General features: G+C 64.0%; 12 protein-coding genes. 5 read left to right on the plus strand and 7 right to left on the minus strand.

What is annotated here, in order from left to right; genetic code table 11:
- Nucleotide 1: 1 nt before the first annotated feature.
- The 4 genes from FQV27_RS01600 to FQV27_RS01615 all read right to left on the minus strand — a co-directional run bounded on the left by FQV27_RS01600 (nt 2) and on the right by FQV27_RS01615 (nt 4,190).
- Nucleotides 2-1,297 (minus strand): HlyC/CorC family transporter, encoded by a 1,296-nt coding sequence (locus FQV27_RS01600; protein ID WP_147096819.1) that lies wholly within the window; start codon nt 1,295-1,297, stop codon nt 2-4.
- A gap of 97 nt (nt 1,298-1,394) precedes the next feature.
- Entirely contained in the window at nt 1,395-2,330 is a 936-nt protein-coding gene (locus FQV27_RS01605) for a tyrosine recombinase (protein WP_147096103.1), read from the minus strand.
- Nucleotides 2,327-3,934 carry a hypothetical protein gene (locus tag FQV27_RS01610; protein WP_147096104.1) on the minus strand — a complete coding sequence of 536 codons (1,608 nt, stop codon included), beginning with the start codon at nt 3,932-3,934 and terminating at the stop codon, nt 2,327-2,329. The genes FQV27_RS01605 and FQV27_RS01610 overlap by 4 nt, the downstream gene beginning before the upstream one ends.
- Nucleotides 3,921-4,190 (minus strand): hypothetical protein, encoded by a 270-nt coding sequence (locus FQV27_RS01615; RefSeq protein WP_186827228.1) that lies wholly within the window; start codon nt 4,188-4,190, stop codon nt 3,921-3,923. The genes FQV27_RS01610 and FQV27_RS01615 overlap by 14 nt, the downstream gene beginning before the upstream one ends.
- Nucleotides 4,191-4,305: 115 nt before the next feature.
- Here FQV27_RS01615 and FQV27_RS01620 point away from each other — a divergent pair, with 115 nt between their 5' ends.
- Complete coding sequence (locus FQV27_RS01620; protein ID WP_147096106.1) at nt 4,306-4,842, plus strand: shikimate kinase; 537 nt, start codon at nt 4,306-4,308, stop codon at nt 4,840-4,842.
- Nucleotides 4,839-5,939, plus strand: coding sequence for a 3-dehydroquinate synthase (gene aroB / locus FQV27_RS01625; RefSeq protein WP_147096107.1), 1,101 nt, complete (start codon nt 4,839-4,841; stop codon nt 5,937-5,939). The genes FQV27_RS01620 and aroB overlap by 4 nt, the downstream gene beginning before the upstream one ends.
- Before the next feature lie 87 nt (nt 5,940-6,026).
- Here aroB and ssb read toward each other — a convergent pair whose 3' ends face one another.
- The gene (gene ssb / locus FQV27_RS01630) at nt 6,027-6,530 is read right to left on the minus strand and encodes a single-stranded DNA-binding protein (protein ID WP_147096108.1); all 504 of its coding nucleotides are present in this window, start codon (nt 6,528-6,530) and stop codon (nt 6,027-6,029) included.
- 193 nt (nt 6,531-6,723) lie between these two features.
- Here ssb and FQV27_RS01635 point away from each other — a divergent pair, with 193 nt between their 5' ends.
- A complete protein-coding gene (locus FQV27_RS01635) occupies nt 6,724-7,380 on the plus strand; it encodes a lytic transglycosylase domain-containing protein (protein WP_147096109.1) in 657 nt (218 codons plus the stop codon).
- A gap of 71 nt (nt 7,381-7,451) precedes the next feature.
- On the opposite strand, the gene FQV27_RS01640 is transcribed toward FQV27_RS01635, so the two are convergent.
- Complete coding sequence (locus FQV27_RS01640; protein WP_147096820.1) at nt 7,452-8,033, minus strand: lipid-binding SYLF domain-containing protein; 582 nt, start codon at nt 8,031-8,033, stop codon at nt 7,452-7,454.
- A 46-nt stretch (nt 8,034-8,079) separates the two neighbouring features.
- Complete coding sequence (gene hemB / locus FQV27_RS01645) at nt 8,080-9,078, minus strand: porphobilinogen synthase (RefSeq protein ID WP_147096110.1); 999 nt, start codon at nt 9,076-9,078, stop codon at nt 8,080-8,082.
- Nucleotides 9,079-9,150: 72 nt separating this feature from the next.
- Between hemB and FQV27_RS01650 the strand changes: the two genes are divergently transcribed.
- Both FQV27_RS01650 and mfd read left to right on the plus strand, forming a co-directional pair.
- Nucleotides 9,151-9,720: a hypothetical protein gene (locus tag FQV27_RS01650; RefSeq protein WP_147096111.1), complete on the plus strand. Its 570-nt coding sequence runs from the start codon at nt 9,151-9,153 to the stop codon at nt 9,718-9,720.
- A gap of 44 nt (nt 9,721-9,764) precedes the next feature.
- Nucleotides 9,765-13,199: a transcription-repair coupling factor gene (gene mfd / locus FQV27_RS01655; protein WP_147096112.1), complete on the plus strand. Its 3,435-nt coding sequence runs from the start codon at nt 9,765-9,767 to the stop codon at nt 13,197-13,199.
- Nucleotides 13,200-13,212: the final 13 nt, after the last annotated feature.

A 13,212-nucleotide genomic window follows, 5' to 3' on the forward strand; every position in this document is an offset into this window, starting at 1 on the left:
TTCAACCTGCGGGACTGACCAGCGGCCGGATACGAAGCTTGGTGATCCGGTTGTCCTTGCGGGTCACGACCTCGAACCGATAGCCGTGGAACGAAAAGACCTGACCTTGTGCGGGGATCGACTGAGCCATATGGATGACCAGACCGGCGACGGTATTGGCCTCGTCATCGGGCAGGTGCCAGTCAAGCGCGCGGTTCAAATCGCGGATCGTCATGGAGCCATCGATCAGGTAATCGCCATTCGGTCCCGGCTTCAGGTCGTGATCGGCTTCGGTGTCATGTTCATCGGCGATTTCGCCGACGATTTCCTCGATAATATCTTCCAGCGTAATAAGACCGCGCAGCGCCCCATACTCGTCCACCACGAGCGCAAAATGCGTGCGCCGTTTCAGGAATTCGCGCATCTGTTCGTCAAGCGCTGTCGTGTCCGGGACGAAATAGGGCTTCATCGCAACCGACATCACGTCGAAATCGCGCACCGCATCGGCCGGATCGCCCTTGTTGTCATAGGCGGATTTGTGGATCGCGCGCAGCACATCCTTGGCATGTACGACGCCCACGACGTTTTCGCGCTCTCCCTTGTAAACGGGCAGCCGGGTATGCGGGCTGGACAGAACCGTATCGAGGATCGTTGCGGGTGGCAGTTCGGCGTCGATCATCTGAATTTCCGAGCGGTGCTTCATGATTTCGTCCACCGTCCGATTGCCCAGATCGAGTGCGCCGAGCAGGCGGTCGCGGTCCTCTTTCTCGACCGTGCCGGATTCCGCGCCGATGGAAAGCGCGCCGGCGATCTCCTCGTGGACCGAGAACATATTGGCACCCGGCTCGCTGTGCAGGCCGAAGATGCGCAGGATCACACGCACGATGGCGCGCACGATCATGACGATGGGCGACAGAAGCCGCATCACGATCGCCATGGGCCGCGCCACAAGCGAGGCAAGGGATTCCGAATTCGCGATGGCGTAAGATTTCGGCATGACCTCGGCGAAGATCAGCACGAGAACGGTCATCACCATCGTGGCCACCGCAACGCCGCTTGACCCGAAAAGCGCGGTGAACAGCGCCGTCGCCAGCGAGGCCGACAGGATATTCATCACGTTGTTGCCAAGCAGGATCGCCCCGATCAGGCGGTCACTGTCGCGCGTGACGTTGAGCGCCGCCTCGGCCCCCTGATCGCCCTTGTCGGCGCGATTGCGCAGCTTGGCGCGGCTGGCAGCCGTCAATGCGGTTTCCGAGGCGGAAAAGAAGGCCGATCCGACCAGCAGGCACAGAATCGCGAGGGCGAAGCCCCAGATCATCGCCGATTGACCGGCAGAGGCCGGGGCGGGGCTGGTTTCGACGGCCTGAGCGGCAGCGGCGGCGGAAATGGGAACAAAAGCAGTCAACATGATGCGCTCAAACGCGTGCAAGGGGATGATGGTTCAACACCAGATCGCGCATTCGCGCGTCCAGGACATGAGTATAGATCTCGGTCGTGGAAAGGTCAGCATGTCCGAGCAATGTCTGAATGGCACGCAAATCCGCGCCGCCTTCAAGCAGATGCGTCGCAAAAGCGTGGCGGATGACATGTGGTGTGACACGCGCGGGGTCTATTCCGGCAGCAAGCGCCAGCTCGCGGATCAGATCGTTCATCGACTTGCGCACCATATGCCCGGCCTTCGAGGCGGCGGGAAACAGAAAGCGCGCGCCCTTGCCGGCGACCAGACGGCCAAGCGGGCTGTCTTTCAGGGCATGATCGCGGATCGCGAGCCAGTCGCGCAGCGCCGACTGGGCGGGCAGGGAGAGGGGCACCATGCGTTCCTTGCCGCCCTTGCCGCGGATCAGCAGCAACTGCGGATCGCCGCGGGTGGCTGCGACGGGAAGCGACACAAGCTCGCTGACCCGCATGCCGGTGGCGTAAAGCAGCTCGATCAGGCAGCGGTTGCGGGCGCGGTCGGCATCGGTGCGCCCGGTTTGCGGAACTGCGTCCAGAAGCGATGTCACCTCTGTCTGGCTCAGCACCTTGGGCAGGCGTTGGGCCTTGCCTGGACCGGCTATCCGAATGGCGGGATCATCCTCGCGCCAGCCTTCTTCCAGCGCGAAGCGGGTCAGTTGACGGATTGCCGACAGGCGGCGGGCGCGGGTGGCGCGCGACAGCCCGTCGGCATCGCAGGCGGCCAGATAGGCGGTGATGTCGTCGCGCGAAACGGTTTCGAGCGTCAGGCCGCGCCCAGTCAGCCATTCTGCAAAGTCGCGAAGGTCGCGACCATAGGCGAGGATGGTATTGCGCGCCGCACCTGCCTCTGCCGCCTGCGCGTCGAGGAAGGCAGAAATGCGGGCGAGCGTGTTCACTGCGCGGCACCTTTCAGCAACGGATCAAGGGCCACCTGCGTTGCAATCCGGCGGGCATCCGCGATCAGCCCAAGCTGGCGCAGCATCTGCACACCGCGGGCCGCGCGCGTCACATCGCCCTGGGTTCCGGCATCGGCATCGGCAAGTGCGCCATACAGCGCTGGCGCTATCGCGATACCATCATCAGGATCGGGAAGGGGGGGCAGGTCAGACGCGAAGACCGGCGCCAAAGCGCCAAGCGCAGGCGACAGCGGCTCTGGCTGGCCACCGCTTGCCAGCGCCAGCAGCGCCTGGTCCAGAGGCTCCTGCGGGGATTGCATGACCTCGACATTCCCGCTCCATAATTGCAGCCAGAGGGCGAGGCGCTGAGGCTCTCCCGTCAGGGTTTCCGGGGCGACACGACCGGCGACCATGCTGGCAAAACTGTCGCGAAGGCCCGTCGCCTCCAACAGGCGAAAGGCATGGGTCAGCGCGGGACCGATGCGCGCGGGATCATCGGTCGCAATCGCACCGTCAAGCGCCTGCATCGCCGCCGCACGTTCCCAGACGCCGCCTGATGCGGCAGGGCTTTGCGCGCCATAAAGCTGCTGCAGCGTGTCGGACGGCAGAACACCGGCGCGTGCCAGACGCTCTGCCGCTTCAAGCTGGGCCTTCCAGCCCGCGCGCTCATCCAGATCGGCCCAGGCATATTTCAGGTCAAGATCGCCGGTGGGCAGCGGCTGCCCGATCCCTTCGTGAAGCCGAAATGCAAGCGGAGTCATCGGTTGCGGCGGGGTCAGCGGCTCGGCCCCGTCGGCGCTGGAATCATCGAGATAGTGGCGCAGCAATTCGGTCATCTGCGGGTCGAGCATGCCCAATCTCTGCGCGCCCATGAACACGGTTGCCGCCGCCGGCCAGTCGCCGGATTGCGCCATGCAGAAGATGCGCGCTGCGGGATCGGGCGCGATGCCCGGTGCGTCGTTCATGCGTGCGCAGGTCTGATCTTCACCGCCAAGCAGCAGCGACAGATCGAACAGGCGGCGGAATGTCTGTGCATTATCCGGCCCGGCCCCCTGCAACATCACCCGCGCCGAGGGCAGTGCCCCGTCCGCGATCAGCTGATCGACCCGCGCGGTGAAGAACTCGCCGATACGCGCCTGATCGGGGTTGGAAGGGGGCGCGATCTGCGCCTCGATCACACGGCGTGCGACCTGCTTGGCAGCCGGAAGTGTCGGGTTTGCACGGATCATGCGGATCGCGGTGTCGAGGGTCGTCCCGCTCCAGAAATTTTCCCGCAGACCGGCCTGCCGGGCCGAGATCACGCCCGCGCCGTCGGAATTCGCAGCACCCAGCCTGCTGACGCCGACCGGCACCGCCGACGCGCTGTCGGCGACCTCGCCGGGACGGGCCCTGCCCGGTACCGGGGGTCGGGTGGGGCGCAGCACAACCGCATCGGGCGGCACCGGATCGCCGGGCCGCCATGCGCTGGAACTGGACGGAGCCGTGCCTTTGCCGCGCAGCCAGTCATTGGCCGAAAGCGGTCCCTGTGCCGTCGCCGGCAGGGCCATAAGCGCCGCGCCAAGGAACAGCGCGACATGCCAGAGGCGGCGATCAGTCCAGTCCATTCGCGTCCGTCTGCTCTGCGGTGCCAGTTTCGGCGGCTGTGCTGGCGCCATCCTCATCCGTGCCGCCGACAGCTTCTGGGGTGGCAGCGGGTGCGGCTACTGGCGCGGCAGCGCCCGCGCCATCGGCGCCTGTATCAAGCGCCACAGGCTGGCGCATTTCGGTCTGGCGCGGCGCCATATCGCCGAGATAGGCGTAACCGGCCAAGGCCAGGAAGCCCAGCACCAGCAACACCACCAGAATCTTCAGCAACCGCATCACAAGTCCTTTCGCCCGCTGCCTCTCGCCGGTCTTTCGGCCGGATTTTCTGCTTTATAACTGGCATTTCGGGAAAGATCACGCCATTCACGGCAGGAATCGGAAGGAACTGGGAATGCAGGGGCAGATCGCTTTGGTTGGCATGATGGGGGTCGGAAAGACCGCTGTAGGGCAGGAAATTGCCCGCCAACTTGGCGTTGTGTTCACCGACATAGACACCGAGATCGAGCGCGCGGCCGCCATGTCGATCCCCGAAATCTTCGCCCGCGACGGAGAGGCCTTCTTCCGCAACCGCGAATCGGTTGTGTTGCAGCGCATTCTGGAAGGGCCGCGCGGTGTCGTTTCGACCGGCGGCGGGGCATGGATTCAGTCCCAGAACCGAACGCTGATCCGCGCGTCGGGCATCGCGATCTGGCTGGATGCCGATATCGAGACGCTTTGGGCGCGCGTGCGCCAGCGCCCGACACGCCCGCTGCTGCTGACAGCCAATCCGAAGGAAACGCTGCAGACGCTGATCGCCTCTCGTCGGCCGGTCTATTCCAGCGCTGACATCTGCGTCACCACGGATTCGCATTCCGATATTGAAACCACCGCCCGCCGCGTCATCGCCGCGATCCGGCGCGACCGGCCCGAAATGCTGGAGGGGAAATGACCCGCACCGTTCATGTTCCGCTGGGTGATCGTGCCTATGACGTGCTGATCGGCCCCGGCCTGATCGGCACAGCAGGCACGCAGATCGCACCGCTTCTGCGTCGCCCGCGTGTCGCCATCGTGACCGATGAAAATGTCGCGAAGTTGCACCTCGCGCCGCTGCAGGACGCGCTGCGCCAGAAGGGGATCACATCCGAAGCGCTGATCCTGCCCGCCGGCGAAGCGACGAAATCATGGCCGAACCTGACCCGCTGCGTCGAATGGCTGCTGGAGCAGAAAGTCGAGCGGCGCGACATCGTCATTGCGCTTGGCGGTGGGGTGATCGGCGATCTGGTTGGCTTTGCCGCCGCGATTCTTCGGCGCGGGGTGCGTTTCGTGCAGATGCCGACTTCGCTTCTGGCGCAGGTCGACAGCTCTGTCGGGGGCAAGACGGGGATCAATTCCGCGCATGGGAAAAACCTGATCGGTGCGTTTCATCAGCCCGCGCTGGTTCTGGCTGACACACAGGTTCTCGATACGCTGACACCGCGCGACTTTCTTGCCGGCTATGGCGAGGTGATGAAATACGGGCTGCTTGGCGATGCCGACTTCTTCGGCTGGCTGGAGCTGAACGCGACGCAGCTTCGCATCGACATGGATGCGCGGGTCCACGCCGTCGCCCATTCCGTGGCGATGAAAGCAGGCATTGTCGAGCGTGACGAGACAGAACAGGGCGAACGTGCGCTGCTGAATCTTGGCCATACCTTCGGCCATGCGCTTGAGGCCGCGACAGGTTACTCTGACAGGCTTCTGCATGGCGAGGGTGTGGCCATCGGATGTGCGCTGGCTTTCGAGCTTTCGGCCCGTATGGGCCTGTGCAGTCAGGAAGATCCGTCCCGCGTTGGTGCTCATCTGACGGCGATGGGGATGCCGTCACGGCTTTCCGATATACCGGGCGATCTGCCCGATGACGAGGCCCTGATCGGTCTGATGGGGCAGGACAAGAAGGTCGTCGACGGCAAGCTTCGCTTTATCCTCGCGCGTGGCATCGGCGATGCCTTCGTGACCGAGGATGTTCCTGCCGGTGACCTGCGCGCGGTGCTTGCGGCCTCGCGATAGCCGCAGCGACAAAATCGACGCCAGCACGGCAACAGCGCATGAAAAAGGCCCGCATGAAGCGGGCCTTTTGCGTCACGCTGCGGGGGTTCAGAACGGAATTTCGTCGTCGAAATCCGAGCGGCTGCTGCCGCCGCCCTGATTGTTGCCGCCGCCTTGCGAGGAGCTGCCGTAATCGTCGCCATATCCGCCATCATAGCCGCCGCGGCTGCCGCCGCCGCCGCCCTGACCGCCGCCATCGCCGCGCCCGTCCAGCATCTGAAGCGAACTGTTGAAGCCGCGCAGCACGATTTCGGTTGTATAGCGGTCCTGCCCGGACTGGTCCTGCCACTTGCGGGTTTCAAGCTGGCCCTCGATATAGACCTTGCTGCCTTTTTTCAGATAGCGCTCGACCACGTTGACCAGACCTTCGGACATGATCGCGACGCGATGCCATTCGGTGCGCTCGCGCCGCTCGCCGGAATTGCGGTCTTTCCACTGCTCTGACGTCGCGATGCGAAGGTTGGCAACCTTGCCGCCATTCTGGAAGGACCGGATTTCTGGGTCCTGACCGAGATTTCCAATCAGGATCACCTTGTTCACAGAGCCTGCCATATCGTCCCTTTCGCTTCTGGTTTGCGCCGGTCTATCGTGACGCGTCAGGCCACTCAAGCGAATTGACAGTACAGGGCCCGTCGGCGAAATATCGCCGATGAAGTCCGGCGAGGGAACCGGATTGCAAAGCGACTGGCGATGTTAACGATTTCGCGTATAGTCAATGCAAAATAACAAGGCACAGGTTAGGGACATGATCGGCAGCACTTTGAAAAAGCTTGGCTTTGCCATGAAAGTCGGGGTGGTCCTGGCCTTTGTCGGCAGCGCTTACTCCGCAACTCCCGTTGCTGCCGAAGGGCTGAACCTCAAGCGCGTGACAGAGCGTAACCGCGCCGCGCAGTTCAGCCGCCAGAAGCAGCTTATGGATTCGCGTCTGGCAAGCCAGTACCAGCAATCGAAGCGTCTGCGCCCGACGGGCCGTCAGGTTGTGAACGTGACGACGATCGAACTGTCGCCTACCGTGTCCACCAAGGCCTATTCGGGCCGCAATTCAGCCTATATCCCGCATGCGCAGGCGATGGCGAAGAAATACGGCATCCCCGAGTCGTTGTTCCTGCGTCTGGTCAATCAGGAATCGCGCTGGAATCCGAACGCGCGGTCGCACAAGGGCGCGATGGGTCTGGCGCAGTTGATGCCGGGGACCGCTGCCAAGCTGGGCGTGAACCCGCGTGATCCGGTCCAGAACCTTGAAGGCGGCGCGCGTTATCTGCGCATGATGTACAACCAGTTTGGCGACTGGCGGCTTGCGCTTGCTGCCTATAATGCCGGTCCCGGTGCGGTGCAGAAATATGGCGGCATCCCGCCCTATCGCGAAACCCGCAACTATGTGCGCATCATCGCAGGCGGCTGACGCGCCACAACCCGGAACGGAATCAAGAAGGGGCCTCGCGGCCCCTTTTGCATTTCCGCTGCAGGATGGCTTCAGCGTGCCGCAATCGCCGAGGGGATGATGCGGGTATATTTCGTGCCTTCGATCGCGGCGCCGGCCATGATGCCGGTCTGGCCGAAGATCATGGCGACGACCGGGTGCCCGCGGGTCACGGTATCGGTGCCGAAGGTCATGCCTTCTTCGGGAAGTGCATAGAAGGCACCTGCACCCGCGACCCAGCCTGGTGCGGCGCGAAAGCCCGCAAGGGCCTGATCGGTCTGGAACACAAGCACATGCGCGAACTGGCGCGCCCCGGCCTGAAACCCGATCGAGGCCTGCGCGGCAGAGTAATAATCCACTGTCTTGCCGCCGACCCGCAGCGCGCCTTCACCATAGGAACCACCGACGCCAAGCCCGGCTTGCGTCATGACCGGCATGACCAGAACGCCCTTCGCATTATCGACAAGCGCCCGCGCATTCGGATATTTCGCAAAAAGCTCGTTCAGTGTCGCGTTAACGCGCCCTTCCAGTGTCGCCGTCGCATTCGTCGCCAAGCCGTTATTGCACGCCGCAAGCGTCAATACCGCTGCGCCAGCAACAAACCCTCTGCGCGTCAAAACCTTGTGGTGTCCCATGCCCATACCCCCATCATTTTGCGTTATTTTAGCCGGATTTGCGTTCTCAGGCTAGGGCTTGCGCGACCTCCGGCGCGAAATAGGTCAGGATTCCGTCGCATCCCGCGCGCCGGAACGCCAGAAGGCTTTCCATCACCACATCGCGCGACAGCCAGCCGTTGCGCACCGCGCCTTCGATCATCGCGTATTCGCCGCTGACCTGATAGGCGAAGGTCGGTGCGCCGAAGCGGTCACGAACTTCACGGCAGATGTCGAGGTAAGGCATGCCCGGCTTGACCATCACCATATCCGCGCCTTCCGACAGATCGCGGGCGACGCAGCGCAGCGCCTCCTCGCGGTTGGCAGGATTGACCTGATAGGTCTTCTTGTCCCCGATCAGCCGCCCCGATGCCCCGACCGCATCACGGAACGGGCCGTAGAAGCCCGAGGCGAATTTCGCGGCATAGGACATGATCGCGACGCCCTGATGCCCATGCTGTTCGAGTGCGGCGCGGATCGCACCGATGCGACCGTCCATCATGTCCGACGGCCCGAGGATATCGGCCCCGGCTTCCGCCTGAACAAGCGCCATGCGCACCAGGCATTCGACCGTTTCGTCATTGACGATCTCGCCGTTGCGAACGATTCCGTCATGGCCATTCGCGTTATAGGGGTCGAGCGCGATGTCGGTCATCACGACCATCTCCGGCACGGCCTCCTTGATTGCCCGGATCGCCTGATTGCCGATGTTTTCAGGGTCCCATGCGCGTTCGCAGCTTTCCGTGCGAAGCGCTTGATCGGAATGGGGAAAGACGCAGATCGCCGGGATGTTAAGACCTGCGGCATGTTCCGCTGCGGCCCTGACGCCATCGACCGTATAGCGACGCACACCGGGCATGGAGGCGATGTCGCAATCGGCGCCTTCGACTTCGGTCACGAAGACGGGCCAGATCAGGTTCGCGGCCGAAATCGTGGTTTCGGTCAGCATGTCGCGCAGCAGCGGGCTGCGGCGCAGGCGGCGCAGACGCGTCTGCGGGAATGGCGCAATAATCGGATTGGCGGGCATGGCTTTCGGCTTTTCCTTGTTTTGCGCCTGTTCTAATGTCGCCGTCGCGCCACGACAAGCAGGCAAGCCCGCGTGTTTCTTACCGACATCATCTCTATCCTCGACGCCCGTTCCTTTTCGTCGCCCTGGTTCTGGCTGGTCCTCCTGGCGATCTGGTCCTTTGGCGGCCGTCGGGTGCTGGGTATTCCTGCTGATGTTCTTGCGGATGCGGGCAGTTCGCTGCGTCGCTATCCGTCCGAGGCACGGGCCGAGGTGGTGGCCCTTCTCGACTGGATGTCGCTTAACGTGCCGCGCTGGCGCATGTCGCCGGGTGTCGGCGCGGCGATAACGGCGCTGATCTGCTTCGTTCTGGCCGTGCTGATCGTGCTTGGCTTCGGGGCCAATCTTGAAATGGCGCAGGCGATCGTGCTGCTGATGCTACCGCAGGCGATCCTTCTGGTGCTGCGGGTGCGGCTGGCCGCGCAGCTTTACTGGGTTCTTGAAGCGGCAGAACTGGGCCAGCCCGTGCCTGAAGCCGCGACCGAGGCGCTGCGCCGCATCAACCGTTATCGCGTGCTTCAGATGGCGATTTCGCTTGTTGCGGTAATTCTGGCAGCATTCTGGGCGACGCGCTGGATCGTGCTTCATCCGCATGGCGTCTGACCCTGCGGCCTTGACCCCGCCGCACGCGCCGTTATCTGGACGACATGGCTGACATCATCACCCTTTCCGGCGCCCCAGAGGGCTATGACGCGGCGCTGCTGGCGCGCGAGGCAGAGCGCGGCCCCGTCATTCACATCGCCCGCGATGACCGCCGCGCCGAGGCGATGCGCGAGGGGCTGCGCTTTTTCGCGCCCGGTCTGACCGTGCTGGAATTTCCCGCCTGGGACACGACGCCTTACGACCGTGTGTCGCCGGCGGGCGAGGTCATGGCGGCGCGCATGGCGACGCTGGCGGCACTTGCCCATGATGCCGTGCCGGGAAAGTTCGTGTTGTTGACGACGCTGAATGCCGCGATCCAGCGCGTGCCGCCGCGCGCGGCGCTTCGCGAGGCAAGCTTCACCGCGCGCGTCGGGCACCGGATCGACGAGGGAGGTTTGCGCAGTTGGCTCGCCCGGATGGGTTTTGCGCAGGCGCCGACCGTGACCGAACCCGGCGATTACGCGATCCGGGGCGGCATTATCGACATCTGGCCGCCGGGGCCGTCCGGTCCGATCCGGCTGGACCTGTTCGGCGACGTGCTGGATTCGGCACGCCGTTTCGACCCCGAGACACAGCGCAGCAAGGAAAAACTGGACCGCCTTGAACTGGTGCCGATGTCCGAGGTGATCCTGGACGAAGATGCCATCACCCGTTTCCGCACCACCTATCGCACCGAATATGGCGGGGGGTCGAACGACCCGCTTTATGAAGCCGTCAGCGCGGGCCGGAAGCTGGCGGGCACGGAACACTGGCTGCCGTGGTTTTATGACGGCCTCGACAGCATTTTCGACTATCTGCCGGGCGCTTCCGTCATGCTGGACGACCGTATCCAACAGGTGCTGGATGCGCGGTGGGAAATGATCTCGGAACAATACTCGGCCCGGCGCGAGGCAGGGGCGAAACGTGGCGCGGAAAGCATTTACCGCCCCGTCGCGCCCGAGGCGATGTTCGCGACGGACGCTGAATGGCAGGACTGGCTGGCCGCGCGCCGCCAGCTGCGCCTGTCGGTCAATGCGGCCCCGCCCGGTCCGGGCCTGCTGGATGCCGGCGGCAAGATCGGCCGCAATTTCGCGCCGGAACGCCAGTCGGAACAGCTGGACCTGTTCGGCGCGCTTGCCGCGCATCTGAAGGATTTGCGCAGGACCCATCGTGTCGTGATCGCATCCTTCAGCGACGGTGCACGAGAACGCCTGCGCGGGCTGATCGCCGATGAAGGGGTCGAGGGTGGCAAGGATATCGGGCGTCTGACCGATCTGTCGGACCAGCCGGGCGCGCTTGGTCTGGCGGTCTGGCCGCTGGAAGAAGGCTTTGTTGCGGACGGCACTGCGCTTGGCAAGATCGCCGTGATCTCGGAACAGGACGTGCTGGGCGACCGGCTGATCCGGGGGGCAAGGAAACGCCGTCGCGCCGAGAATTTCCTGAAGGATACGACTGCGCTGACACCCGGCGATCTGGTCGTCCATGTCGAACACGGGATCGGGCGCTATACCGGGCTTGAAACCATTCGCGCCGCAGGCGTGCCGCATGATTGCGTGGCGCTGGAATATGCTGGCGGCGACCGGCTGTATCTGCCGGTCGAGAATATCGAACTGCTGTCGCGCTATGGCCATGAAGAAGGCCTGCTGGACCGTCTGGGCGGTGGGGCATGGCAGGCGCGCAAGGCCCGCCTGAAGGAACGCATCCGCCTGATCGCCGACCGGCTGATGCGGGTCGCGGCGGAACGGTTGCTGCGCACGGCCCCGGTGCTGGAGCCTGAACATCACGACTGGGAGGCCTTTTCGGCCCGCTTCCCCTATACCGAGACCGACGACCAGATGGCCGCCATCGACGATGTGATGGCCGATCTGGCGGCGGGCCGCCCCATGGACCGGCTGATCGTCGGCGATGTGGGCTTCGGCAAGACCGAAGTGGCGATGCGCGCGGCTTACATCGCGGCGTCGCAGGGCAAGCAGGTCGCGGTAATCGCGCCCACCACGCTGCTGGCCCGCCAGCACGCCCGCAGCTTTGCCGAACGTTTTCGCGGCACGCCGCTGAACGTGCGCCCGCTGTCGCGTTTCGTCAGCGCCAAGGACGCAGCGGCGACGCGGGCAGGGCTGGCGGACGGCACGGTCGATATCGTCGTCGGCACCCATGCCGTGCTGGCGAAGGCGGTGCGCTTCAAAAACCTGGGCCTGCTGGTCATCGACGAGGAGCAGCATTTCGGCGTCGGCCACAAGGAACGGCTGAAGGAACTCCGCAGCGACGTTCACGTCCTGACCATGACCGCGACACCGATCCCGCGCACCCTGCAACTGTCGCTGTCCGGTGTGCGCGATCTGTCGATCATCGGCACGCCCCCCGTCGACCGTCTGGCGATCCGCACCTATGTGTCGGAGTTCGACACCGTAACCATCCGCGAGGCCCTGCTGCGCGAGAAATATCGTGGGGGCCAAAGCTTCTTTGTCGTCCCCCGCATTGCCGACCTGCCGGAAATCGAGGACTGGCTGCGCGAAAACGTGCCGGAGGTCAGCTTCATCGTTGCGCACGGCCAAATGGCGGCCGGCGATCTGGATCAGCGGATGAACGCCTTCTATGACGGTCAGGCCGATGTGCTGCTGGCGACGACGATCGTCGAAAGTGGCCTCGATATTCCCACGGCAAACACGATGGTTGTCTGGCGCGCCGATATTTACGGCCTCGCCCAGCTTTACCAGATCAGGGGCAGGGTGGGGCGCTCGCGCACCCGCGCCTATTGCTATCTGACGACGAAACCGCGCAGCCCCCTGACGCCGCAGGCCGAACGGCGGCTGAAATTTCTGGGCAATATCGACGGGTTGGGGGCGGGTTTCAACCTCGCCTCGCAGGATCTGGACCTTCGAGGGGCAGGGAACCTGCTGGGCGAGGAACAGTCGGGCCATATCAAGGAAGTCGGCTTCGAACTTTATCAGGCGATGCTGGAGGAAACGATTGCCAAGCTGAAATCGGGCGAGCTTGAAGGCACGCCGGAAGACGAATGGGCGCCGCAGCTTAACCTGGGCGTGCCGGTGACGATCCCGGAAAGCTATATCGCCGATCTCGATGTGCGGCTGGGGCTGTATCGTCGGCTGGCGGATATTTCCTCGAAAGTCGAGATGGAGGGCTTTGCCGCCGAACTGATCGACCGCTTCGGCCCCGTCCCGCGAGAGGTGAACATGCTGATGAACGTCATCCGCATCAAGGCGATGGCCAAGCGCGCCAATATCGCCAAGCTGGATGCCGGGCCGAAAGGGGTGACGGTGCAGTTCCATGGCGACAAATTCCCGAACCCGGCGGGGCTGGTCGAATTCCTGACCGATCAGCGCGGGCAGGCAAAGGTCGCGGACAACAAGATCGTCATTCGCCGTGACTGGTCGACCGATGGTGACAGGATCAAGGGCGCCTATGCGATAGCGCGTGACCTGGCCGCGAAAGCGAAAGTCTGACCGTCGCGGAGGG

The organism is Paracoccus aurantiacus (assembly GCF_007993065.1).
Taxonomy (GTDB): Bacteria; Pseudomonadota; Alphaproteobacteria; order Rhodobacterales; family Rhodobacteraceae; genus Paracoccus; species Paracoccus aurantiacus.

Bases quoted from the DNA above. Each gene is read 5' to 3' on its own strand.
- FQV27_RS01600 (WP_147096819.1), bottom strand. From the start codon at position 1,297: ATGATCTGGGGCTTCGCCCTCGCGATTCTGTGCCTGCTGGTCGGATCG.
- aroB (WP_147096107.1), top strand. From the start codon at position 4,839: ATGACCCGCACCGTTCATGTTCCGCTGGGTGATCGTGCCTATGACGTG.
- FQV27_RS01635 (WP_147096109.1), top strand. From the start codon at position 6,724: ATGATCGGCAGCACTTTGAAAAAGCTTGGCTTTGCCATGAAAGTCGGG.
- FQV27_RS01615 (WP_186827228.1), bottom strand. From the start codon at position 4,190: ATGCGGTTGCTGAAGATTCTGGTGGTGTTGCTGGTGCTGGGCTTCCTG.
- mfd (WP_147096112.1), top strand. From the start codon at position 9,765: ATGGCTGACATCATCACCCTTTCCGGCGCCCCAGAGGGCTATGACGCG.
- FQV27_RS01610 (WP_147096104.1), bottom strand. From the start codon at position 3,934: ATGGACTGGACTGATCGCCGCCTCTGGCATGTCGCGCTGTTCCTTGGC.
- FQV27_RS01640 (WP_147096820.1), bottom strand. From the start codon at position 8,033: ATGGGACACCACAAGGTTTTGACGCGCAGAGGGTTTGTTGCTGGCGCA.
- ssb (WP_147096108.1), bottom strand. From the start codon at position 6,530: ATGGCAGGCTCTGTGAACAAGGTGATCCTGATTGGAAATCTCGGTCAG.
- hemB (WP_147096110.1), bottom strand. From the start codon at position 9,078: ATGCCCGCCAATCCGATTATTGCGCCATTCCCGCAGACGCGTCTGCGC.
- FQV27_RS01620 (WP_147096106.1), top strand. From the start codon at position 4,306: ATGCAGGGGCAGATCGCTTTGGTTGGCATGATGGGGGTCGGAAAGACC.